Origin of the sequence: Selenomonas sp. AE3005, from assembly GCF_000686945.1 — a bacterium.
In the GTDB taxonomy this organism is placed as follows: Bacteria; Bacillota; Negativicutes; order Selenomonadales; family Selenomonadaceae; genus Selenomonas_A.
In genome coordinates, this window is sequence record NZ_JMME01000002.1 from 220,693 (window position 1) to 245,917 (window position 25,225).

The 25,225-nt window shown below is 39.7% G+C and carries 16 protein-coding genes; 15 read left to right on the forward strand and 1 reads right to left on the reverse strand.

The genetic code is table 11. The features are described from left to right. Positions 1-162 precede the first annotated feature (162 nt). Positions 163-2,265 carry an AAA family ATPase gene (locus tag DL94_RS15160; RefSeq protein WP_051586280.1) on the forward strand — a complete coding sequence of 701 codons (2,103 nt, stop codon included), beginning with the start codon at positions 163-165 and terminating at the stop codon, positions 2,263-2,265. 837 nt (positions 2,266-3,102) lie between these two features. Here the strand turns inward: DL94_RS15160 and DL94_RS0103475 are convergent. Continuing rightward, positions 3,103-3,762 carry a metallophosphoesterase family protein gene (locus DL94_RS0103475; RefSeq protein WP_028128951.1) on the reverse strand — a complete coding sequence of 220 codons (660 nt, stop codon included), beginning with the start codon at positions 3,760-3,762 and terminating at the stop codon, positions 3,103-3,105. Between the two features lie 376 nt (positions 3,763-4,138). Between DL94_RS0103475 and DL94_RS0103480 the strand changes: the two genes are divergently transcribed. From DL94_RS0103480 to DL94_RS0103545, 14 genes are all read left to right on the forward strand, one after another. Next, complete coding sequence (locus DL94_RS0103480) at positions 4,139-5,470, forward strand: helix-turn-helix transcriptional regulator (protein ID WP_028128952.1); 1,332 nt, start codon at positions 4,139-4,141, stop codon at positions 5,468-5,470. A 17-nt stretch (positions 5,471-5,487) separates the two neighbouring features. Further along, positions 5,488-5,739, forward strand: coding sequence for a hypothetical protein (locus DL94_RS0103485; RefSeq protein WP_028128953.1), 252 nt, complete (start codon positions 5,488-5,490; stop codon positions 5,737-5,739). After that, positions 5,717-7,243 (forward strand): TRAFAC clade GTPase domain-containing protein, encoded by a 1,527-nt coding sequence (locus tag DL94_RS0103490; protein WP_028128954.1) that lies wholly within the window; start codon positions 5,717-5,719, stop codon positions 7,241-7,243. The genes DL94_RS0103485 and DL94_RS0103490 overlap by 23 nt, the downstream gene beginning before the upstream one ends. Further along, positions 7,240-7,962: a nucleotide exchange factor GrpE gene (gene grpE / locus DL94_RS0103495; RefSeq protein WP_197020703.1), complete on the forward strand. Its 723-nt coding sequence runs from the start codon at positions 7,240-7,242 to the stop codon at positions 7,960-7,962. The genes DL94_RS0103490 and grpE overlap by 4 nt, the downstream gene beginning before the upstream one ends. Next, positions 7,955-9,736: an Hsp70 family protein gene (locus tag DL94_RS0103500; RefSeq protein ID WP_028128956.1), complete on the forward strand. Its 1,782-nt coding sequence runs from the start codon at positions 7,955-7,957 to the stop codon at positions 9,734-9,736. The genes grpE and DL94_RS0103500 overlap by 8 nt, the downstream gene beginning before the upstream one ends. A gap of 13 nt (positions 9,737-9,749) precedes the next feature. Next, positions 9,750-11,843, forward strand: a complete 2,094-nt coding sequence (locus tag DL94_RS14110; RefSeq protein WP_051586281.1) for an Hsp70 family protein — start codon at positions 9,750-9,752, stop codon at positions 11,841-11,843. Positions 11,844-11,857: 14 nt separating this feature from the next. Beyond that, positions 11,858-14,188, forward strand: coding sequence for a tetratricopeptide repeat protein (locus DL94_RS0103510; RefSeq protein ID WP_028128957.1), 2,331 nt, complete (start codon positions 11,858-11,860; stop codon positions 14,186-14,188). An 11-nt stretch (positions 14,189-14,199) separates the two neighbouring features. Beyond that, positions 14,200-15,594 (forward strand): Rcat domain-containing protein, encoded by a 1,395-nt coding sequence (locus DL94_RS0103515; RefSeq protein ID WP_156031660.1) that lies wholly within the window; start codon positions 14,200-14,202, stop codon positions 15,592-15,594. A gap of 27 nt (positions 15,595-15,621) precedes the next feature. Continuing rightward, on the forward strand, positions 15,622-17,751 hold the full coding sequence (locus DL94_RS0103520; RefSeq protein WP_028128959.1) for a GAP1-N2 domain-containing protein: 2,130 nt from the start codon (positions 15,622-15,624) through the stop codon (positions 17,749-17,751). 4 nt (positions 17,752-17,755) lie between these two features. After that, positions 17,756-18,517 (forward strand): hypothetical protein, encoded by a 762-nt coding sequence (locus DL94_RS0103525; protein ID WP_028128960.1) that lies wholly within the window; start codon positions 17,756-17,758, stop codon positions 18,515-18,517. Between the two features lie 45 nt (positions 18,518-18,562). Further along, positions 18,563-19,198 (forward strand): hypothetical protein, encoded by a 636-nt coding sequence (locus DL94_RS0103530; RefSeq protein WP_028128961.1) that lies wholly within the window; start codon positions 18,563-18,565, stop codon positions 19,196-19,198. A 377-nt stretch (positions 19,199-19,575) separates the two neighbouring features. Then, the gene (locus DL94_RS0103535; protein ID WP_028128962.1) at positions 19,576-21,597 is read left to right on the forward strand and encodes a hypothetical protein; all 2,022 of its coding nucleotides are present in this window, start codon (positions 19,576-19,578) and stop codon (positions 21,595-21,597) included. Further along, positions 21,594-22,460, forward strand: a complete 867-nt coding sequence (locus DL94_RS0103540; protein ID WP_028128963.1) for a MotA/TolQ/ExbB proton channel family protein — start codon at positions 21,594-21,596, stop codon at positions 22,458-22,460. The genes DL94_RS0103535 and DL94_RS0103540 overlap by 4 nt, the downstream gene beginning before the upstream one ends. 12 nt (positions 22,461-22,472) lie before the next feature. Next, entirely contained in the window at positions 22,473-24,542 is a 2,070-nt protein-coding gene (locus tag DL94_RS0103545) for an SEL1-like repeat protein (protein WP_028128964.1), read from the forward strand. The last annotated feature ends 683 nt before the right edge of the window (positions 24,543-25,225 follow it).

Below are 25,225 nucleotides of genomic sequence, written 5' to 3' on the forward strand. Positions count from 1 at the left end.
ATACCATGATTCAGTAATGGTATTCCTCATTATTGACAGAAATATCATCTATGTCAAATTTGATAGAGAAGAATATCTTTGTACAGAAGTACTTATTTTTACTGTTATAATAAGGATAAACAAAAACATTTTAGGTTATTGGAAAAGGAGATGAGATCGCATATGATTTACTACAAGGCGATTCTTCGTTATACACTAAAGGAAAATTCTGTACTACAGAGAAAAGATGATGGTACAGACCCAGATGTAGCAAATGAATGGGCTGAGTATGTGAGTAAGATTAGTTCAGTAGCTGGACTGCAGGTGCGTGATGAAGCATATAATGTTTTTGTCTATGATGCTGATTCGGGAAAAATGTCCATCGCAATAGTGTCGAATAATAATGGAATCAAGAAATCAGCAGATTTACTTGCATATATCAATAAGAAGCTTTCTACAATGAAACAAAACCTTGGTATGGAAAACGTTACACTTCATGAATTGGAAGAAATCTCTCAGGATGAATTTGCCAATTGTACAGAGCGTGGTTCCTTTGAAAATTTCATCAATACCCGGTATCATCGGAATGTGTTGCAGGTTTTGAATATCGAAGAATATAGCCATAACAATAACCGTGGTTTTTACTGTTATAGCGAAGAACTATGTCCGGCAGAGCAACCAACTTATCGAAGCTGTCAAGAAAAAATGAAGAAATTGATTCCTGACGAATCATTAACGGATGAGATATATAGGATTTACTACAAAAATAATAAGAAAGGTTTTTGGGGGCATCCTGTCCATTACCATATTCATGCCGAAAGCCTTACTTCTGCCCATCGTATGATAAACCTGTTGATGCAAGCACTTTACAAGAATGGCCGTATATCAAGTTTTCGCAAGAATATAATTGACCATATTGGCAAGCGCTGTAATGATGATAAAACTATACATAAGATTTGTAAAGATTCTAATGGTGGTGTAATACTATTTTTTCTTAACGGCCAGGCAGAAGACAGTGGTCAATATGCAAATGCTAATCATGTCTTGGTGGACTTTTTTGAACAGCTTATACGAAAAAATCAGCAGAACATACTATTTATGTTAGTGGATATTGGTCAACAGGCTACTCTTTCCAAGAAGGTTATTGAGCAGCTGGTTCCCGATGTATCCTTCGTACCCATTCGTGAAGGTGTGGGGACGGTCGAGGATGCCATGAACTTTGCTCAGGAACTGCAGAAAGAGCGAAAATTCCCCGCCTGGGATAGAAAAGCCTTCCGCAAGACCTTAAAAAAAGATATGTATCGAATGTCTGAAGTACAGACTGCCTATAACGAATATTGTAAAAAGACCTTGTCGGAGAAGATTTATTGCGCTTATAAAACGGCTGATGTTATCAAAATCAATAGTCAGCTAAAAAGCCGCAGTTCTGCTTATGAAGAATTGAATCGATTGGTTGGGCTGGATAATGTTAAATCACTGATAAACAGCATTCTTGCCTCATCAAAAATGCAAAAGCAGCGCAAAAAGGCAGGTTTGCCATCCGGGGGGAATATTCCACACTTGGTATTTTTCGGCAATCCTGGTTCTGCCAAGACCACCGTAGCGCGATTGCTCGCACGTATTCTCAGCGATGAACAGATCCTTCAAGGAGATATATTTGTCGAATGTGGGCGAAATGATTTGGTTGGTCAGTATGTTGGCTGGACAGCAAAAATCGTTGAGAAAAAGTTCCGCGAAGCAAAAGGCGGTATACTTTTCATCGATGAAGCATATTCGCTGGTAGATGATCGCGGTGGCAGCTTTGGTGACGAAGCCATCAATACAATCGTACAGCAAATGGAGAATCATCGTGACGATACCATTGTTATCTTCGCTGGCTACCCAGATAAGATGATGAAATTCCTCAAGAAAAATGAAGGCTTGCGTAGTCGCATCGGGTTCCAATTAACCTTTAACGACTACACACCAAATCAGCTTGATGAAATCCTGTTAAGGATGGCGGAAGAACGCTGCTACGTACTGAATGATGATGCAAGGGCTGTTTGTCACCAGATATTTAGACAGGCTGTGCGCATGAAGGATTTTGGTAATGGTCGTTATGCAAGAAATCTGTTACAGAAGGCCATTCTCAATCAAGCAGATCGTATTTATGCGGAAAGTGCGAATGGTGTCATCAATAAAGAGATGATGATGACACTCACCGCAGCTGACTTTGAGGACATTGACGAAACATTTGTCGATTATGATTTGAACAGAGATAAAGTAATTGGTTTTGTTTATAACTAAATAACAAAATTCAGCCGCTTCATTTTGAGGCGGCTGAATTTTATGGGTGCACCCGACGGCGCACGTTTCTAACCAGCGAAAGTCCGGAATCTGCCCGGTAGCGGGAAAGATATAGCCAATGGCAAGGGGGGCCGTCGTGAGGCGGAATCTGAAGGAAGCCGGTGGCAAAACTCTGGCCTGACGAATAGGAATCGCATAGAGGCTACTATTGGGGATAAGACTGTCCAACAGGTTGAAGTCCGACAGCTACACGGAATCAATGGTAGTAAATGCGGCAGGTAGATGGAGGGAAAGAAACGTGTGGTACCCGGGGAGGTCTCACGGACATGACCAAGGCCATAGAATATTGGCGGTCATGGTTGAAATAAGATTTATCGTGAGAAGTCAGCCGAGATCATACTATGAGGTGGGCTATAGACCATCTCGGAAGGACCGAACCTTAGGAGATGTCTGTAAATGAATGTAACAAAGCAGAATTCTAAAGGCAGAAAACTTCATAGTGAGGACTGCCCGCAAAAGGTAGCTACGGAACAGCAATGATATGCGGGAATGGCTTTAGAGGATTATACGTCACCATTACGATGCTATTTGCAACGATGTATGGTTTTTGTATCATATACAATGCGATTTTATATAGTATTGTTTCGTTGCGCAGATATTGATGTTGGGGTTCCATGAAAGTACGAGCCTGCCTAGCGGGCTTGGAGTTTCATGCATATTTTTAATGAATTCTCATAATATAGCGACATTTTTGAGGTAAATAGGAAGGATTTATGCCATTGGTAGAGAAATACTATCTAAAAAGAATGGGGGATTATTACTAGATAGTGTGGAAGGTCAACGACTTTGCCATATTTTGTTGCTTAATATATCTATGCAGGATATGTGACCATTGCTCCAATAGGATCCAGTATCTAGCAGAAGCATATTTTTTCTGATAATGGGCAATGATGTTGTAGGCTCTATGTAGGCGGTGTTTGTGTGCCCTGTGACAATGATTGTTTTCCCTTCGTAATAGTCAAAGAATTCTTCCCGAATCCATAATAGTGTTTCAGAGGGTTGCTCATCAAGAGGAATGGCTGGGTCGACACCAGCATGGCAAAAGAAATAATCGTTTCCGTTGACACTTAGACGAAATGTCAGAGGGAGATTTCTGAGAAAATCAATGTATTTAGCCTGTATTTTCGCACTTTTTGAAGTTAAGGCCTTGGCTGTGATATCACCACCGTTCTGCAGCCATATGGTATCTTTGCAGGCTGAATCATAGTAATCAAGCATCATCTGTTCATGATTTCCTCTAAGCATGATGATATTTTTCTCGTGACGGTGTTCATACATCCAGATTAGAGTTTCTAGTGATTTGTCACCTCGATCAATATAATCACCGAGAAAAATTAATAAATCATGTTTTGGATTAAAATCCAATTGTCTGTAAAGTGAGAGAAATTTATCCCATTCTCCATGGATATCTCCAATAGCTAAAATTCTCGTATACATAGCATTTACCTCCAGTGTTGTTTATATTTACTATATACTACTGCTAGTATAGGATTAAAAAATGGTTGATAGGCAGTTTTTTTATATAGCTATGTCAAATATGAATTAGTAACTGAAATTGACTTCTGTAACGATATTACAAATAGGCTATAATGTTATAAGTACGCAAGATGGTAGAACATTATAGTGTTGGAAAAGATATATGATTGGGATCAGTAGGTAAAGGCAGGAAATTTCTGTCCCCCAATAATAGAAGGTTCTTGTTTAAATTATTGACTGAATTATAAAAGACTGTTAATAATTGAGAGATTGCTCTGTATCTTAAAAAGATTGGAAATGTTTTATAACGAAATATGATATAAAAAGGAGTTTATTTATGGCAGAAGATCAGCAAAAATCATTGCAGTTGCTCTTGTTGGTGGATGCCCTGCGGCGGGCAACGAAAACAGATCCTAAAAATGTGAATGACCTAAGGCAGGATATAGAAAATGCCTTGAGAGAAATATTTCCAGATAAGAAGATTGTACCTATATCAGCCTCAACTATCAATCGCCACATTAAGGCGATGAATGAATCAGGCTTGTATAAAATAGTTACCTGCAAGGATATGCGAAAAGGTTACTATAATGATAATTTTTTGTTTGATGCGGCAGAGTTTTCCATTATTGCTCAGTCTTTGTATCGTTCAACAACATTATCCGTTTCGGAAACGGAGAAAATTCTTAGAAAGTTTCTAAGTAATACAGATGATCTGGGTGAAGGTTATTTGGATATTATGGATAAGCAAATACGACGTACTGCCCCACGACGAAAAAGTGCACGTGATAATTTGCCAATTATTCATGTTATTATGAAAGCAATTTTGGAAGGCAGGCAGATTGCTTTTAAATATTTTAGTTGGGATGCCAAGCATCAAAAGATGAAAGGTCCGTTAAAAAGTGAAGATGATGGTGGAACGAAAACCTTCTTTGTATCACCTTACTATTTGGTATGGGAAACAGATGAATGTTATTTAATTGGATATGTTGAAGAAGATAAGCCAGTTAAAAAACACCATCTCACACATTTTAAGATTTCATGTATTACAAGTTCAGTTCATAGTATCACTAAAGATTGCACACCTTTGTGTGAAATGCAAGAATATCCTCGCTATAGTATGAAAAGGACATTGCCGGAATCAATGGCAATATATAGAAAGGAGAAAGAAGGGAGTAATAGCCTAGCAAGTGTGAAGGATATAGTGAAATTTTCTTTAGATAGATACATGCGGGAAAATTTATTTATGGTTCATGATAATAAGCCTGTTGTGGATGTGAAATTGCATTTCAGGGCAGAGTTTATTGGTGATATTTTGGCTAGATTTAACTTAGATGATAGAACACTAGCAGCTAAGCCAACTACTAGAATAGTAGGCAATCAACGTATCTATTCGGCTGTTATAACTGTGCAACCTAATGAAGGGTTTTATAAGTGGCTGATGGGAAATAGTAATTATGTTATGGTGGTAGAGCCGGAGATTATTAGAAGCCGTTTGAAACAGAGATTGAATAGAGCATTGACAGCTATAGAGCAATATGAAAAGGCGGAGGAAAAAGACCCTATCGATTACGATGCACTACAAATGAAAAAGAAAGGGGATTATTTAACTGAAATGTGGCGTGATATGCTTATAATTCCCGCGGAATCGAATGATAAACGAAAGAAATAGGGGGAGGTGATTCGGAAATGCCACAACTTATTGGCGCATTAATTGTTATATGGCTTATATGCAAAATAGTGATGTTTATCATCGGAGTTGTTGCTGCGATAGGGCCTACTGTATTGAATATGGTTGCCATTATTATAGCTGGAACAGTTTTTATTGGAGCCATAATAGGAGCTTATTTTGCTATAGCGAATTATGTTGCTTCATTTAAGGATGTTATGCACAAACGAAATCATGGAGGAGCTATTGATGGGACAAATGCTGACGAATGAACAAGATACCAAAATTGCCAAACCACGAACAAGCTATTTCTTTGGACCTGGATATGAAGATTGCCTAAATATTGTAAATGGTGCCTGGGCTGCGAATTATGGGTATTTGAAGGTCTTTTATCTGGAGATGAAAAAGTATGAAAATAGACCTTGGTGGATTGCACTGGTATCAAAGATAGGTTTTACGGTAGCAATGGCTATGCTTATAATATTTGGCTCTTTATTTACAGCTGTAATTTCTATAATTCATGTTATTCTAATGGCAGGCATAGCTTCAGTTGTTTATATTGCTGCTGTAGTTTTATGGGGGATAGACTGTGCTTATAGAAAATACAATAAAATCTATGGTGTACCTTGTACTAGTTGTCATACACGGCAAGAACTCCCATGGTATGAATGTCCCAACTGCCATAAATGGCATACACAATTAAAACCAGGAAAATTTGGTTTATGGAAACGAACTTGTGAGTGCGGAGAAAAGCTGCCAACGAATTTTTTTAATGGTCGTAATACATTGCAGGCTGTTTGTTCTAATCCATATTGCACAGATAGACTTATGGGACATGATCGTGAATATCAGACGATATGTATTCCTATAATAGGCGGAACATCTGCAGGAAAAACAGCATTTTTGACAGCTTTTTTCGTAAAATTTAAAGATAACTTTATGAAGGATAACAAAGTGGAATATAGGCCATTTGATAGTGAAAGTCAAAGATTGTCTGATGATCTGAAACAAAATTACCAGCATGGTAGTACAGAGAAAACATCGGTTTCATCAGGGGCTATATCGTTTAGTTTTTATATCAAACATGAAAGTTTTGAGCTCCCGAGAATCATTCATATTTATGATATTGCCGGGGAAGTTTTCACGACAGCTGATGAAAACGTACAGAGGCAAAAGCAATATGAATACTGTAATGGATTTGTATTTGTTTTGGATCCTCTATCCCTGCCGAAAATTAGGGACAAGTACGTGAATAGTTTATCGGATATAGATCGAAATAGCGCTAGTCAAGGGGAAATTCAGCAAGTATTTGAAAATTTTATACAGAAGATAAGAGCTGTTAGTGGACTCAGTGAGCGTGATTTAGCCAAGGCTCCTTTGGCAGTGGTGATAAGTAAAATTGATTTGGCGGATTTCTCTCAACAGTTAGGAGGATTGGCAGTAGAAAAGTTGTACCAGCGATATCCGCAAACATTCTTGACACCTATGGAGGCAGAAGATTATTTATGTCGAAAATTTCTTCACGTTAATGGGGGGCGGGCGTTTCTGAATAGCATTGAATACAATTTTAAGAATATAAGATTTTTTGCTTGTAGTGCCATGGGGCATACCGCAGGAACTACATCGTTTACGCCTGAGGGCGTTATGGCTCCTATGGAATGGATTATTGGTCAGGCAGATAGGCGAGGGATTGGAAATATATGGAAGGAACATACTTTTCATGATCCCGTGAAGCCATGGACAGAATATGATGCTGCAATATGTGGGGAGGAATGATGATGGAACAGGTGTTGACTGAAGAAGAAACGAAGGCTGAAAATCATGAAACAAAAGCAGAAGAAAAGGCTGTGGTGAGTGAACCTGATGAGCAACTCCCAGAAATGGAGACAGAGTCACCTGCTGAGTCGGTTGAACAAGTAGACGAGGATGCTAAAACAATAGAATCCAATACTGAGGAGACGATAGAGTCCGGATGGCAGGAAGTCGCGCAGAAATTGATGGAGCTAGAAAAATTATTCGAGGAGAGGATTGCCCATACAACCTTTGAAGAGCAATCTCGCGTAAATATGCATAAGGAATTGCAGCAATACAAGGAAGGTATGTATGGCAGGATTATGCAACCTTTGCTTATGGACATTATAGCACTGCGGGAGGATATGCTGAAGACTGTAAGCTGGCTTGAAAAAAAATCCCCTGAGGAGAGAATTGTCTCCTTGGAAGATTTTGCGGAGTATCCCAAGGGAGAGCTTTCGTGGCTGTTGGAAAAATATGATGTAAACAGCTATCAAAGTGAGGCTGGTAGTGAATTTTCAGCACATAGACATAAAGCTGTAAAAACCTTGGCCACGGACAAGAAAGACGAACATGGTAAAATAGCTTTTTCCCTGTCCAATGGATATAAATATAATGATCGTGTGATATATACGGAGCGGGTGGTCCGCTATGTATACGAAGAACCCAATGCTGCTGAAACGGAGGAGAATAACAATGAGTGAACAGAATAAATTTGTCTTTGGTATTGATTTGGGTACTACTTATTCCTGCATTGCTTATGTGGATGAAAATGGAATGCCTACTGTGGTAAAGAATATGGAAGGAGACAATACGACTCCTTCCGTGGTGTTCTTTGAGGATGAAAACAATGTGACTGTAGGGCAAGTCGCCAAGGAAAATGCTGTTATCGAACCTCAAAAAACGGTTTCTTTTGTGAAGGAACATATGGGGAAAGATGACTTTGATTTTGCTCCATATGGACAGAAAATATCGCCAGAAGAAGTATCTTCTCATATATTGCGCAAGGTCACCAAAGATGCTGCTGAGCAGCTGGGAACGGAAGTAAAAGATGTGGTGATTACCTGCCCGGCATATTTTGGCACTGCAGAATGCCTGGCAACCAAGCATGCTGGAGAGATTGCCGGACTTAATGTCCTGGCCATCATTCGTGAGCCAGCGGCCGCGGCACTGTCTTATTTGACTCGTCAGCAGGGAAGTGATAAGACTGTTCTGGTCTATGACTTGGGCGGTGGCACCTTTGATGTAACGGTAATGAAAATTGCTAGCGATGGACGGGCAGAAATTGTCTGCTATGAAGGGGATCAGGCGCTGGGCGGCCAGCATTGGGATAAGGCCGTGGTAGATTATCTGAAAGATGAGTTCCAAGAGCAGCATAGCGATATGCAGGAAGATGATTGGCTGCCGGAAGATTTGCAGGAACTGCGTAACAAGGCGGAAAAGGCAAAAAAAGAATTGTCTGGTCGTGGGCAGACCAAGGTGACGTTGAATGTGGCTGGCAGAAGGGCTCAGATTGAACTTACCAGAGAAATCTTTGACAGTCTTACGCAAAGTTTGCTGAACAGATCCATTGATTGTACAGATAGAGCCATTGCTATGGCTATGGCCAAAAAGCAGGGGACTGGTGCAAATGAGGGCGTAGAAGATGCTGTATTCAATCGGACTTTGGAACAGGTACGAAATGACAGTAAAACTGCCGCCAAGACTGTTATTGATGAAATTCTGCTGGTAGGCGGTTCTACCCGTATGCCACAGGTGGCAACTGCTCTGACTGAACGGTATGATATTCCTCAGCAGATTCTTGATCCGGATGAAGCAGTAGCCAAGGGAGCCGCAATTTCGGCTTTGGCTGAGTATGAAGGCCGGGTGGAACATTGGCAGGAACAGCAGAAAAATGGCACGTTCGATATGCAGGATGAAGAAATAAAAGAAGAAGCAGCCAAGTACCAGACAGCTGCTACGGTAAAGACAACTTCTATTCCAGGGTTCAAAAATAATAAGGTAAGCATCCGTCAGGCTGTTACCATGGCGTCCACCAAGAGTTATGCCTTGAAGGTGGTAGTGAATCATGAGGAAGAAAAGTGTCAGAATCTCATCATCAAGAATGCTAAGATGAAGAATGGTGAGATAGTCGTAACGCAAAGATTTGGTACGGATGAAGCCAATCAGATGAATGCGCAGATAATGGTATATGAAAGCGATATGTCTGTCGAGTATTATGATGTGAATGAGATAGAGAATGGCAACGCGGATGAGCTTGGAACAGTAACTTTGGAATTGCCGGGGAATCTGCCGGCAGATTCTCCGTTGGATGTGACATTCAAGCTAACCAAGGAAGGAATCTTGGAAGTAACGGCTAAGGATGTTACCAATGGTGGGGAACTTTTTGTCACCATGCAGGCAACTGCTGGTTCCATGCTTTCAGCAGAAGAAGTTAAAAAATTGAAGGAAAAATCCCAGCGCATAGCAGTAGTTTAAGGAGTGGTACAGAATGGGGATTCGGGTAGGTATTGATTTGGGAACCACATATAGTGCAGTAGCCTATGTAAATGAACAATCGGGTAAGTCCTGCCTGATTCCCAATAGTTATGGTGAGGTTCTTACGCCCTCAGTTTTGTGCTTTAAGCCAGATGGTCAGATATTATTTGGCCAGGATGCGAAGAATGAACAAGAGGCTGGTGATGAGAATACGGCATCTTTCTTTAAACGCAGCATGGGGGTGGAACTTTTTGGCTTGAATATGCACGGAAAACGTTATAATGCTACGGACTTATCCGCTATCCTGCTGAGCAAGCTGAAGGCTGAGGCAGAATCCGGTCTGGGAGAACGCATTGAGGAAGCAGTTATAACGGTGCCAGCATATTTTGGACATCGTGAAAGAGAGGCTACGCTGGAGGCTGGCAAGAGGGCAGGTCTCCATGTACAGACCATTATCAATGAGCCTACAGCGGCAGCCCTAGCCTATGGATTGAATGATACGGCAGTTGGCAATACCATCATGATTTATGACTTGGGCGGCGGCACTTTTGATGTAACCATTGCTCGCATAGAGCAGGACTGTGTTACGGTCTTGGGAACAAATGGGAATCATGCCCTGGGAGGTAAGGATTGGGATGACCGTATTGCCGAATATCTTATGGATGAGTTGCTGGAAAGGTATGATGTTGATATTTATGATGATTGGGAAGCAAGAAGTACTTTGCGTGTATTGGCGGAGAAGGTCAAAAAACAACTCAGTCAGCGGCAGAAAATCAATGTGCCTATGAATTTTGGTGGCGTCAGGTGTTCGCTGGAGTTCTCTCAAGAAATTTTCAAGGAGATATCGGCCAGCCTAATGCTGATTACCAAGGATGTAATTGATGATCTTATGTCATCTATAGGTATAACTTGGCATCAGATAGATGGAGTTATTCTGGTAGGCGGTTCTACCAGGATGACCATGGTTCGTGATTATGTGCGAGAAATGTCGGGGAAAGAACCGTTGGCTGGAGTGCATCCTGATGAAGCTGTAGCATTGGGGGCGGCAATCCGTGCCAATATGGAACAGACAGCAGTCAGGCATTCTCTGCCAGCGGCAAAAACGAAACCAGTATTGTCGCTGAAAGGAGCAAAGAGCATACGGGATGTGACGGCTCATGCCTTGGGAACCATAGCGGTATCTTTGGAGGGCACCTCCTATATCAACAGCACGATCGTATCGAAAAATACGTTGGTACCTGCCAGCGGCACAAAGACCTATGAATTGGTGACGGGCAAACGGCCAAGAGAAATGGATGTTTATGTTTTGATAGGGGAATATCTGCGTCCGCTGGATAATGATATTGTGCATCGTTATGTTATTTCTGGGATTACGCCAACTAAATCAAATACGACCAGGATTGCCGTAAATTATCAATATGATGCCAATGGCGTGGTGAAGGTATCTGCCAGTCAGGATGGCAGGCGGGGTGATTTGCCGGTGCGTATAGAGAAAGTTCCAGAGGATATGAACTGGACGGACGAAAATCCTGCAGATCATTTTGTAAAGGATATTTCGATTATGCTGGCCATTGATGTATCAGGAAGTATGGCCGGAGCGCCGCTTGATATGGCTAAAAAAGCAGTCAATGATTTTATCAGAAATATTTCCGTCACAGCACCCCAGACAAGAATCGGCCTAATTGGGTTTGCAGAAAGAGCGAAGTTGATTGCACCGCTGTCTGATGATTATGATGCATTGATGTATATCGTGAACCACATCCGTATAGGTGATTATGGCGCGTTGACGAATGAACAGCCATTGACGTCTGCCTATAATGCATTAGCAGATTGTGATGATGCTAAGTATATCGTGGTTCTTACAGATGGCTACTGGTTTGATGGTGCTGATGATAGAGGCTTGTCAGCGGCAGAGCGTTGTAAAATTGGAGGCATAGAGATTATCGCCTTAGGATTCGGTGCGGCGGACGAAAACTATTTGCAGCAGATATCTTCCATGAAGGACCTATCATCTCTGACTGATTTGGATAATTTGAGGAGTGAGTTTTCACGTATTGCGCAAGTTATAGGTTCAACTAGCAGTAAAATAAATAAGATTATAACTTAGGAGTAGTGTAAAATATGAATCGGCAAGGAAATGTGAATTACTATCTTCTGCTGCAACTGCCTTTTGATCCTCCAGTGACGGAGAAAGAGAAAATAGAAAAAGCCATAGTAACAAAAGAGGAATATTGGTCAAAGAATGGGAATAATGATCACCTGAATTGGTTAAACAGAAACAAGGAAATGATAATTAATATACTGTTGACTGCAAGCCCTCAACGGCAGCAGATGCAAACTGAGGCCGGAAAGATCTTCCAGCTGGTCAGAGGAGATTTGAATGAAGCAGCAAGAAATCATCTTCTCGATGACAAGAAACGCCATGAAATAGCCAGACGTTATCAGCTTGAATTATCACAAATACATTTTATAGAGTGTCAGAGTGGGCAAAAGGTTGACTTGTTGGCAAAATACTATGAGCTGCCGTCAGGAATAAGTGAAGGCCAAAAGGGAAGTCTTCGTGCCTTGCAAAAAAAGTTAGGCAAAGATAATGTTTATACATATCTCGATTTGCCGGAAACAGCCATGGAAGAGGAAATTATACGCCGCTGTGATGAAAAAGCAAGAAAGTTAAAAAATTCTAAAAATAGTGCTCAAACTGAAGAGGGGAAAATATATGATAGTATAATAAATATTGCAAAATATAAATATGGTGTACGTTCTTTAGAAATGTATCGTGCATTTGAGAAACGTAAATCCTTGCTGGATGATTTGATAAATCGGGCAAATTCCTTAAGGGTAGATGCAGCATCGGTGTCTGAAACAGAGCAGGCATTATCAGAATGTATGGACAACGGAGCTGAAGCTAAAGATCTTATATTAGCGTTTTGTGCCAAGAATAATTTGGATGTTCAATGTGTTAATTGTCATAACTGCCAGATATTGAATTATCAAAGTGCGACGGCTTGTGTTTCTTGTGGGGCACCTATGGCAGGGCTAGAGGAAATCTTCGGTCTGTATCAGCGAGCTGAGGATTCGCTTCACTCTTTGCAGTTTGAGCAGGCTGAGGGGTATTGGCAGCAGGCAGAAGATATTTGGCCGAAAAATCAAAGAGGGCAGGAACTGCTGGGCAGGATGCAGAAGCAAAGGTCTGAACTGGAACCCTTGAGCAATAAAATGCAAGAAGCCATGCGGGAACGGCGCTACTGTGAAGCGAGAAAACTTTATCAGCAGATTCAGGAAAAGGCACCGGACTTTAAGAATGATGCTTTTGCTACTGAGATGAACCACTGCTACACCGAAGCAATGAAGATGTTGGATAAGGCTAAGGCATTGGATAAAGAACCGCGCACGGATGAAAATATCAGCAGGCAGGCTGAAGCATGTGCGGAGGCCTTGCGTATATGCAGGGATTTACCAGACGCAGCAAAATGGATGCCGCCACCTAAGGCAGTAAAAGGATTGCAGATAATTTGTGATGCAGATAAATGCTGCAATTTTATATCCTGGAAGTCATTGCCAGATGAAGCCGCCTGTCAATATGTTCTGGTTCGTGGCGATAAACCCATCATAAAAGTAGATGATGGTGAAGAGATTTACTGCGGAGCAGCAATATCATTTGAAGACAAGAGCATCAGAACCAGAAAAACATATTATTACAATGTTTTTGCCAAACGTGGCGAAAAGTATTCAACAGGAACAGATTCTCCTCTGGCTAAGAGAGGATACAAAAATGCATATGCGTTGCCTTTTGTGGGCATTTTGGGCGAAGTCTGCCGGGTATCGGACTCTATGGTGACAAATGGGGCAACGATTAGCTTGTCCATTCCAAAACAGCTCCCTGGAGGAATGGATGGATTTTTGGTGGTATATGACAGTGAGGATTACCCTCAGGGGCGGCACAGAGATAAAAGCAGAGAGAATTATATTTCCATGACAGCGTATGAAAACAGTGGGAAGTTATGGATAGAGAACATTCCTGCTGATAAAGTATATATTTCGATATTTACTGTGTACAATTGGAAGATGAACGATAATGGAGAAACTGCAGATTTATCAAAACCGCAACATATGGAATTGTCGTCACGTATTCGCCAGAAAATTCGTTTTGACTATAGTACAGAGAAAAAATATTGGGTAGTTGGTAAAATTGAAAAGATAAAATTCAAATTTTCTCATGTGGATAATGTTTCCTTTCCCTTGCCTAAATTGACAATTGTTTGCAAACATGGGAGTTCACCGAATAACATAAACGATGGACGTGTTTTAGGGATCATATCTAAACAAGATGAAAGAAAAATAATGTGGGAAAAAGAGCTTGAAGTGAATGATTTGGAAAAAGGTATGTATATAAGCGTGTTTCAAGAGGATGGACATTCTTTGAGAAGTACGAAGGGAATATATGAGCTTTAAGGTGCAAGGGAGTGAAAAAAGTGAAGTTTTTATGTCCGTTTTGCTATACCGAACATGACGTGGAAGAAATCTTATTTCGCTGTGCTAATCCACATTGCGAGAAAGAACCAGATGACAGGCTGGAATGGTATGAAAGCGGGATGAAAAATAACGCGAAGGAGATTGCACGCCGTAAGAATGATGTGGATGTAGGTAATGAAATAGAAGATGAAGAAATGACAATGAACATTTCTGCTAGATATGCCCATGTGTTTTCTCCTTCTGGAAATGTTAAAGACGCAATTAAGAATAAGGGGGCTATATGCGATAAATGCGGTGAGAGAAGCTATATGCGAATTTGTCCGAATTGTCACAATGAATTATCAGAATATGTATACAACCCTAAAAATGAAAAAAATATGATTGTATCTGTATTGGGACAGCGTGGTGCTGGTAAAAGTGTTTTTTTAGGTGTACTGCTTCATGAAATACTTGAAGCAGATGGTGTGTTTACATCAATTCTGGGGCGTAATAAAAATTCAGGATGTGTAGAAAGTGTAAATGATTCCAGGAATCGCTATAATGATGTTTTTGGTAAATTCATGTATGCACCAAATGATGCAAGAAGAATTTTAGAACAGACACAGAGTAGTATTCTTAATGCGAAGGAGAGTGGTGCTTATCGTCCGTTTATTTATAATTTCAAGTATGATGAGAAATCGATGTTTCCTTCGTGGATTCCGTCTTTAGGAAATCCTATAAGGAAGAGTTTTGATTTATATCTATTTGATGCTGCTGGTGAAGATCTGGAAAATAGGAGCAGTATCAATATCGCCAACCGTTATCTGAGTTATTCAACAGGTATCGTGTTTTTGTTGGATCCGATGCATCTGACGGAATTCGTGTCCAAATTGCAGGATGAGAAGGCGATCCGTAATGCGGCATATGGTAAAGCGAAAAAAGATTTGATAATGGACGGATTGGATACGACATTGAACGTTATTGAGCAGATAGCAGAGCGCATAAGGCATGAGAAAGGTCTGAAAGGCACGGAACTTATCGACATACCTTTGGCAGTTGTGGTTTCAAAATGCGATATGTTCATACCTTTTTTGGATGCGGATGCTGCTATTGGTCAGACGAGTCCTCATATACAGGCACGGGGGTTTGTGACAGCTGATGGCAATCAGATAGACCACGAGGTAAAAGGATTTTTGGAAGAAAATGGCGCTGGGGGGCTTATCCGGAAATTAGCCAATAATTTCAGTAATGTGCATTATTTTGCAGTGTCGGCATTAGGGAAGAATAATAATCCGAAAACCAATGAAAAAGGTGAACATATAATTGCCCGGCCTAGTCCACATCGCATAGCAGATCCTCTGCTTTGGTTATGGCATCAGGAAGGTATCTTGAAAGCTGTGCAATAACGAAATGGATAAGAGGTGATTACTAATATGAGTTTGCACCAAATAATATACACATCATGCCGGTGCGGCATAAGGGGAGCAGGTGATGGCCTGCAGATTTTTTCACATGACAGGCAGTTTCCTCAGTCTATGATTGCCGAGGTGCAGAATATGTTTTCATATACGCACCCTCGCCTTTCTGCCGGACAATCTATGACGGATGAATTAGCAAAGGCGATGCCATCATCTTTCTTTTACCGCTTTTTTAGGGATGGTTCCTGTGCATTAGCCCAGAATACATATTTGGGTCATGACTATATGGGGGCAACGGGGCGTTTTGGCAATTACATGAGCCATGTGATTGTATTTCAGAAGCAGCTGACGCAGCAATATCCCTGTGAATTTTGGGAAAGCCCTATGCTCCGCAGAGCGATGAAATATGAAGAGGTCAATGATCCTAATGTACCGGCTTATTTGCCGGAGCCAACTGGGGAACCTGGCAGCATGATAAGTGTTGCTTCTATCAAGGAGTTCCTTGGGCAGGCTAACCGTTTGGAAATCTATAAACATATGTTGGCAGCATTGTTGTATTTTCGTCGTGAAAAAAAACGGGTAGTGATTATAGATGAAGCAGAGAATATCATTTTTTGGATTGCTGCTTTGGAATATGCCTTGCCTTTGAGTTTTGCTCAGCGCTTGAATTTTAACACATATGAATATAATCCAGACACTTCACAGGCAAGGATATGTGGCGTTTTAGAAGAAGGAACAAAGTTTTCTGTAAATAATGCAATGCATCATTATGTGTTTGATTTGAAACGTGATTGTTATCCTAAGTTTCCCCAAGAAGAATTCCTGGATTTTGTTTTATCTGGATTTTTGGATGATAATGAATATGACGAACTGAAGATCTTCCATAGATATTTGGAGGAAAATTTCACGTTCCATTTAGCTAACGACAAATTGTATGATGCCTATAGATTGTATTTAATGATGGAAAAGCATCAGTCAATGGATATACATAAGCTGGATAGAGCATTGACTTTTGCTAATGAATATGGTAATAATGAATTTTTAGAACGTGTTATTCCGCCAATAATGGATGGGATGAATGGAGTCAACGATCTGGAGCTGTTCTTATGCCTGAAATCATTTTTCGTCCAAGCTGTAGATAGGACAGGGTGGGATTTGAGTGGACAGCTGAAAGGCCGCTTTGCCAATATGATCATCATTTTATTTACAGCAGCTAAGGATGGAACTGATTTTAAAGGAAAAATGGAGAGCCTGTCAGAAAATGCAGATAAACTGGGCTTGAACATAGATATGATTATGCATGAGGATCAGACGTTTGCTGAATTTGGCAGTATAACGTTGGAACAGAGAAAAATATGGCAGCGTGATTTCTTCATTGAAAGATTGCAAAGCCGGTTGCAGCATGGAAACTCTTGGTTGGATGAAATAACAGCTGAATGTGAGAAGGTAATCTTTAATGTGATATTTCAAGCGTTGGAAGAAGCTAAAGAAATTGGTATATGCCGATATTTGCTTCTGTTGCTATCCCATATGGTTAAAGACAGCAAAATTCGTATAGAAAATTATTACTATCCTTTCTTGAGGCACTATTATGATAGACTTAATGATTTTGATCGACAAAAATCATTTAAATATAAAGTTGAATTATTGGAACAAACCCAAAACTCTAAACGTTCAATCGAATATGTGGCCAATTTGATTTCAGATATATTGAGTGAGATACCGTTCAAAAAGCTGGATCGAGAATTGATGAACATTATTGGTATGGCTGATGATTGTGTGAACAGTCAACAGATACAGCCGCCAAGTAGATTATGTATGCTGAAATTAGGCTGCTATTTGCAGAATTGTAAAACTGGGCATATCGTCTGGGATGAATTGGCTCATTATTCTCCCTTGATTATGGATGGACAAGAGGAGAATATCCATGAGTATTTTGTTTGGATAATACCAGATGTTGTAAGAATATTTGCCGAAAAAAAATCACTTGATAATTTCATTGATAATTTAAAAATTACAAAAGAGCAAGAAGAAACTTTTAGAATAGAATTGCATTCTTACTATGATAGTAAAAAGAAAATTAATCAAGTGAAATCAGCAATGAAGAATGTTTTTAAGTCATTCACGTTTTTGGGAAAGCGGTGATTGAATGGATGTATTGAGAACTATAGCTGCTGCTTGGGATAAAATAGATATGACGATGCAGTATTTTGAAAGAGAACATACAATAATAGCGATAGTTTTCATTATTATGTTCTTTGCTGCAATAGGATATGGTTTATATGTCATGTATGGTCTGTGGTCTGGTGAAAAGCAAAGAACTCCTGATGAAGTTAGTAATGATGCTTTTTTATATGCCGTAAAAATAATATCAGCAGTAGTCGTTTTTTGCATTTTCTTGTTATATGCCCAGGCAACAGATATATATGATAATATGGATCGTAGCAAAATTGCATTGGTCGAAAGTATAAAGAAAGAAGAAATTCGAGAACAAATAAATGATGCGGTCGGAGTTGATAGGGTGGTGGCCTCATTTGAAAGTGATGAAAGATGGGAGGATTATAAAACAGTATCTGTTGGTTTGCAGGCAAGTGACCAAAATAGTGATTTATATGTTTGGAAATTTAACGGAGGGTATGAAGCCAGTTTTTTGGTTAACAAAAATGGCTATATTTATGGGGCAGCATTCCAGCTGCCAGAGGGAAAATATATAGAAAACAAAGATAAACTGTTATTGTTTGTAAATAAAGTGGTTTATGTTGATGTTTCTCCAGATGTTTTAAATGAGGCTGTTGATGAAGTGGTCGCAGGAAAAACAACAGCATTTTATAGTAATAATGCCAAGAGAGATTATCTTATGTATTTCGATGGTAAAAAATTCATAATAGAAGCATATGTGCCCCGAAAATAATATGCGTTGTCGCTTGTGAATTATAATATGTGGGAGGAATGTAAGATGCGTGTAGAGGGACATTGGGATACAGATTTGGGGAAATTTATACCGAAAAATAAGGATGAAGGTGGAGCCGCGTTTATTATATTTTGTTTAGTGGCTTATGGCATATATACTGTATGCTTGTCGATATACTTATCTTTAGCAACGGCATATACATCTGTGTTTATGCCGGATGAACCCCATATGGCATATGATACATTTTATGCTGATGGAATAAAGCATTTAGCGGAACAACATGCACAGAAAATTGTGTTAGATAATCAAATTAAATCATGGCAAAACATAGGATGGGTTAATGATAAACAAGCGACAAGGGGCTTTCAATGTGAATCAGATGATGTATCATCTGAAATACTAAAAAAAGTTAATGTTAATCCTGCTGATATTTGGTATAAAACCAATCAACATAGTATAGTGCAATCTGTGATTTGTGTAAAAACGACGTTGTTTACAAATGGAAAAGAATTAAAAATAGATGGTAGTGGTGATAATCTGGAAATAATACAGTATTTTGTTGTAAGGATGTCTTTGGATTCTAAAAGAAATATATTGGTGGAACATAAATTTTCAAATGAACAGATTGTTCCCTGTTATTGTAATTACGATTTGGAAAAATTATCTAAAGTTGTTTTATGAGCATCTACTTTCTGTTATATGCAGTCAAAGTCTGGCTAAATTCCAATAACAATGAATGATAAAGATGGATTTGTATATAATAGGAAAATCGCATGATATTTAATTTTGCTATACTGTGATTTTATGTCTTTATATGTAGTGGTCTATAAATACCGATGATAAATTGGATTAAACCAAACATCGGTATTTTTTTGTTTTTTCTTATCTCTATCAAATATGAGTGACTAAAAAAAATTCTCCCAACCGCATGATTAATCTATTATAAAATGAAACCATAGATTACAGGACACTACCATTCATCAACGAGGAGGTATGACAACTATTAGATGATGAATGCAGCTATTGGTGTAGGCTTCTAAAAGAAAGGAGCATAACTAATGCAAGGGAAGACTTTTTGCTATGACTTTTTCAACAAGGCGTGGGAGCGATGCCAAGACAGTGATTTGGGCTCGGAGTTCCTTGAACATATTCCAGTCCATTTTATTGTCCATCGCCAGAAAGGAGCTGCTGCCTCCTTTAAGAATGTTGTCTGGTGTCAGGATCATGATACCTATGAGGAGGTGCTGTCCTATGAAAATTATCATTTAACCACTAAAAAAGGTTGCAGTTTTCGTGGCTTGATTGGAATGGAGCCACCATCTTTCTCTACAAGGACAACGATACGCTGGCGGGTTTTCTACTGTGAGCAGTCTGGTATTGTTACCATAAGCGCAGACAATGCAGATATCGTGATGACCTTATACAAGGATAAAAGTTTGGATGAACGGGTATATCGGCCTCATTTGCGGCAGTATCGTACAGATAGCCTGTCCATTCAGTTGTCAGATAAAAAAATTATTCCAAAGGATAAATTTCAACAGATACCATTACCTGTTGTGGAAGCAGCCCTGCATTACTTGCAGGATGAGGCTGAAAAGCTCTATGGAAAACGACCCAGGTTGCCTGCAAGTTGGTCAGGAGATTGTTTTAAATCTAATCAATCACGTCTGACAGCGTTTGTCCATTTTCCATTCGACATGAATCTTTGGTGTCTGAAAGATTACTTTAATGACAAACGTAAATACAACAAGTTATTCATAGAGAATGAATCGGATAGATTCTCGTGTTTATGCAATGTATGGGGGCTCAATAGTTCCGCATATATTAAAAATTTATATGACAATAATCCCTTGTCAATTCCTATTGTGTCTTTGCTAAACTATTTGGGAATCAAACGTCGCGAACTGGTGGAATCATTGCTTCAGATTGAGGGATTATGGGGGAGTTCTTTAGCTGAAGACTGTAAAAAATATATACTGAGCCAGTCGTATGGTGGAATGCATTACGAGAGCTTTACCAATTCATGTTTTGAAGATAAAGCGAAAATGCGAACTTTTCTTAACCAATACAGAAGCACCTTCAACACATGTTTTTCCTTTTTTTTCTACTGCCATTGGCGATTGTGGAAATATGGGGAAGAGGATCTTACAAATCATCTGTTGCTTCTGCATAAACATTGGCAGGATAAATACTTGCATGATTTTAAGCTCTTTTTTAATTATTATCCAGATTTGCCTTCAGAATGGAAAGATCGTCTGGGAAAAGAAGGCTTCAGTATGAATGTTCACAATGAAATGGTACATATTATTAACAACGAGAAGCTAGATTGGCCTGAGTTCATCTACAGTGAAAAACAAGTTGGTTATGAATGTGAAATTGATGGTTTTTCTTTCCGCCTTATTTACAATAATGACGCATATCAAACTATTATGGGGGAATTGGTATTTAACTTTCCTGGAAAAGATACTGTTCTGCCAGATGTAGGAATCCTGCGTGTGGCTGTCTACAAGGACGGACGTGTAGTAGCATACATAGAATTACATGGTATTGCCAAGATTATCATGCATAATGATGCGTTACAGGCACGTTCCAGCTTTTGTTCTGCTTCTATTCGCGTGGCTTTTCTGCATTGGTTGAAATGGACAGGGCTTTGGGAAAAATATGGGCCATACTATGAGGATGACCTTATCGTATTAGATGAAGAGGTTCAAGCAAAACCGATTTCAAAAGATATTGGGATAAGCCTTTACGAGCTTTTGCACTTGCCTGAAACAGAAGACGGCTATTATCTGAGGCTTCACCAGGCTTTTTTGAAATCACGTCCACTTTGTTTTGATACAGTACCTCGTGAAATTGATGATGCTGAGACAGAAATGGCCTATCTTATGGATTTGTTCCCCTACGGAAAACGTCTTTATGAGGCCGCATTTGATGGAAACAGCGAGGCTATGTATGCGCTTTCTCTTTGCTATTACAATGGTCGTGAACGTGAGACACTTTTTCCACCCGATAAAGAAAGTGCTGATTTTTGGAATCGGTCAAGGTTCGAGCAGTTAAAAAGAAAGAAGGTAATAAAATGAAAGGGAATAAATTGTGGTTCATCTTTGCGGGAGTCTTGCTTTTGCTGGCTGGAAGTTATGGTATCTTTAGCTTCAATAATGCTTGGGCTCCAATCCTAGTGATTATTGGCTCCGTCAGTATCTGTTTGGCGGCCAGCGTACCCATGACAACTTTGAGGGAAGCATTAGCTTACTGTCCAGCAGTCGGGTATAAACCTATCCCTCATGAACCAGCCTTAATTGCCCGTATCTTTATGAGCATGTCTTGTATTGCCCGGTGTGGTGGTATTTTAGCACTGGAAAAGTTCATGAATGGTAAATATGACAATTTTATTTACCATATGGGAAAAAATATGGTTATAGATGGAATGGATCCGGATTTTGTCAAGTCCGTGCTTTTAAATAATATCCGTCAAATGCAAAGACGGAGGGAGTTGAAGGTGCGCTATTTGCGGCAAATAGGCTTTCTGTTTTTCTATATTGGCTTTTCCGTAAGTATTATCGGCGGCCTTGCCTACGGTGGTCGTATGATCAAGGCGCAGGAAATATCAGTAGAAGGTATGGAACTGTTAATAGGGATAACCGCGATTTTCCTTATATTAGGACTTCTCTTTGCTTTTTTGTTATCCTTTAGGGAAAAGAACAGTTCGTTTCAGGCAGCTCAAATTCAACGGCAAATACTGGCCGGTATATTGGCAGTGCAGTGTGGAGATTCCTTTAATGCCATACTTCGCCAACAGTATACATTTCTTTCCTCTGAGGAAGTGAAACTTTTGAGTGAAACACCTCTATTACCGGAGGTACAGTCTTATTCTGAAGCCAGTTATGACAAGACTGTAACTGCTATACGTAATAGCTTGAGAGAATTTAACAGTACTATATAGGGGGGACGGGATATGAATAACTGGGCTTTTACGTTTCATATTGAAAATGGGGCATGGAAGGAACGTAAAAATGCTTCTTTTCTCGAAAAAGACATTTCCGAGATCCCAATTGTACCTATTGTTGAATTTTATCTAGAACGTACAGGTGAGAAATGGGAAAAGGCATGGTGCGAGAAACATCATGCCTATGAGGAAATTCAGTCTTGTAAAAATGATCAGGTCATTACTAAAAATGGTTGCAATTTAGAAGGATTGGTAGTGCCTGTAAAGAACTATGTATATCAATCGGAGAATAGATTTTTCAATGAACCATCAAGCATTACTGTATGCTGGCAGGTACATAATCGTCCTGCAGATAAAATGGTGTATTTAGAATATGACACGATAGATATACTCTTTAACTGGGAAAAGGAAAAAACAAATGAATTTATAGCTGTACCATCTCTTGTGGGAAACCATAAATATACTGTTTCATTATCTATAGCAGAAGGAACGACTGATAATCCATATATCAAATTGCCCTATGCTGTCATGGTATGTGCTTTAAAAGCATTGCAGGATAACGCTTCGTCAATTTATGGTTTTACTCCAAGGGTATTTATCAACTCCAAGCCGGAGGATGAATACTCCTCACGTAGCTATCAAAGTGGTTATGATCTTGAGCTCAAAGCATTTTTGAAAAGACCGCTCGACATGAGCATATTTTACTTCCGTAAATTTTTCCCGCCCCATAAGGAAGGAGATACAAGAGCGGAAAGAAATGACTTTGACATCTTGTTCCCCCGTGATCAAAGGGAAAATTTCCTATCTCTTGCCAAGCACTTGCATTTTGAGCCCACCCAAGAACATCGACAATTGTATGAGAGTAATCCATTAGCACTGATTCTCCACATTGTGCTACCTGAGCTTGGCATAGAGACCTCCGACTTGATAAGTAAATTTGATCATCTGGAAAGCTTCTGCGGTAAGCGTATAGGCGAAGATACATATAGGAACAGGATGTTTTTTGATCCGTTGCACCAAAAAGAAAATGATGAGGATGATGATGAAACCAATGCGTACAAAAGCCTGAGATTTTACTGCCAGTGGCTCCGCCAACACATTTCAGAGGAGAAATTGGCAGAGCGTCTTCTGGTAGCCCAGAAAAATTGGCGTGGTTGGAAGCTGGTTGCTCTTGAATATTTTAGAAAATATTATTCCCAGGTGCCACAGGCGTGGAAGGATGAGCTCATAGCTAATGGACTAAGTGCAGATCTTCGAGACAAGCTCTCCATCCTGGAGCAGAAGGAGCATGAGTTAGGGAAGAATGTTCAATATTACCCAGAAGCACCTGACTGGGAGTGTAAAATCAATGGTTATAATTTCCGACTGATACCTTCCATTGATAAATTTAAACGTATGGCCTGGAACCTTTCTTCCTCCCATGTAACGCAACGGATGGATGAAGTGAAGGAAAAGTCAATTTCCTGCTTTGCTGTGGAGCGGAATGGCAGATATCTGGGTTTTATCTGGTTGCAAGACAAAACTGTTATGTTGGATTGGTTTCCTGAATACAAGAATTATATCTTGATGGCAAAGTGCCATATTGCCTTCCTCTATTGGATGAAACGTAACGGCTTGGAAAGAAATTTATGCCTAAACGATGATGATTCTTATGTGGCGTTGAATCAGCCCTTTAATGTGGAGCCAGTGCAAAAGGATCAAGAATGGGAAAAACTGAGCATTTTGGAAATGATGTCAAAAACACCGCGCGCTGGTTATTACCTAAGTTATTACCGCAAGCTTGTAGAAGGCAGATTGTTGAGAACCTATTCTCCTGCACTGACAGAGGATGAAGGGGAGTATATTGCCAAGCATTATACATGGGGAATCCCTATATATGAGGCTGCAGTAAGAGGGAATGCGGAAGCCCAATATGTTATGAGCCTGTTTTATCGTGATGGTGTATGTACAGCTTATCCTGACAGAAGGCGTGGTGAGGAATGGTACAAACGAGCTGTAGAAAGCGGTTGGCTTGAGATTGCCCCGGACCAAGGTGATATACAGATTGCTGGATTTCCTCTGCCCAAAATGAAAAATTAATAGAGCTAATATTTTTCAGAGGGAGCCCCATCCGTGTGAGCATCACAGTACATGACCATGAAGGGGTGGAGGCTGATGATTTTTCCATAGTGAACTAAAAGTGCAGAATTGAAACAGCATACGGTTTGCGTTGCTGAGTGGCCAGTAGCTAACGCAAACCGAATGCTTGAAAAAAATGATTAATGGGGGTATAGAATAAGACAGTCTATAAAAGATAGTGATGTGCTATGAGAATACATAGAATTTCGATAAACATGGAATATCGTAACATAAATATTAGAAATTTATTAAAATATATTGACGCATATTTTGCCCAGTGATATTATTAAAAATGTAGGAACAACAATCTACATCAATGTTGAATTTTGTAGTTATATAAAAAATATTGATATTGAACTGATTTAATTTATTGCAAAAAACGGATTAATTATAACGCCGTTGTTCCAGTTTTGCCGCAGGCAAAACTTCCTCTTGGCGTTTCAACGAGGCGGGAGATATATGCTCACCGCCTGTTAGTAAATTAGGAACTCGCCACCTATAGAGGTGGGAGACATCTTCTTCCGAGTTATATTATTTGATTAAATGAAACCAATTCCATGTTGATATGGTAATAAATCTTAATTGTGTTGTTTCTATGCTGTGATTCATCTTATATGTGCTCGTGAACAATATGAGGGACAAAA

Excerpts from the sequence above, each read along its gene's own strand:
- DL94_RS15160 (WP_051586280.1), top strand. The coding sequence starts at position 163 with ATGATTTACTACAAGGCGATTCTTCGTTATACACTAAAGGAAAATTCT.
- DL94_RS0103475 (WP_028128951.1), bottom strand. The coding sequence starts at position 3,762 with ATGTATACGAGAATTTTAGCTATTGGAGATATCCATGGAGAATGGGAT.
- DL94_RS0103480 (WP_028128952.1), top strand. The coding sequence starts at position 4,139 with ATGGCAGAAGATCAGCAAAAATCATTGCAGTTGCTCTTGTTGGTGGAT.
- DL94_RS0103485 (WP_028128953.1), top strand. The coding sequence starts at position 5,488 with ATGCCACAACTTATTGGCGCATTAATTGTTATATGGCTTATATGCAAA.
- DL94_RS0103490 (WP_028128954.1), top strand. The coding sequence starts at position 5,717 with ATGGGACAAATGCTGACGAATGAACAAGATACCAAAATTGCCAAACCA.
- grpE (WP_197020703.1), top strand. The coding sequence starts at position 7,240 with ATGATGATGGAACAGGTGTTGACTGAAGAAGAAACGAAGGCTGAAAAT.
- DL94_RS0103500 (WP_028128956.1), top strand. The coding sequence starts at position 7,955 with ATGAGTGAACAGAATAAATTTGTCTTTGGTATTGATTTGGGTACTACT.
- DL94_RS14110 (WP_051586281.1), top strand. The coding sequence starts at position 9,750 with ATGGGGATTCGGGTAGGTATTGATTTGGGAACCACATATAGTGCAGTA.
- DL94_RS0103510 (WP_028128957.1), top strand. The coding sequence starts at position 11,858 with ATGAATCGGCAAGGAAATGTGAATTACTATCTTCTGCTGCAACTGCCT.
- DL94_RS0103520 (WP_028128959.1), top strand. The coding sequence starts at position 15,622 with ATGAGTTTGCACCAAATAATATACACATCATGCCGGTGCGGCATAAGG.
- DL94_RS0103525 (WP_028128960.1), top strand. The coding sequence starts at position 17,756 with ATGGATGTATTGAGAACTATAGCTGCTGCTTGGGATAAAATAGATATG.
- DL94_RS0103530 (WP_028128961.1), top strand. The coding sequence starts at position 18,563 with ATGCGTGTAGAGGGACATTGGGATACAGATTTGGGGAAATTTATACCG.
- DL94_RS0103535 (WP_028128962.1), top strand. The coding sequence starts at position 19,576 with ATGCAAGGGAAGACTTTTTGCTATGACTTTTTCAACAAGGCGTGGGAG.
- DL94_RS0103540 (WP_028128963.1), top strand. The coding sequence starts at position 21,594 with ATGAAAGGGAATAAATTGTGGTTCATCTTTGCGGGAGTCTTGCTTTTG.
- DL94_RS0103545 (WP_028128964.1), top strand. The coding sequence starts at position 22,473 with ATGAATAACTGGGCTTTTACGTTTCATATTGAAAATGGGGCATGGAAG.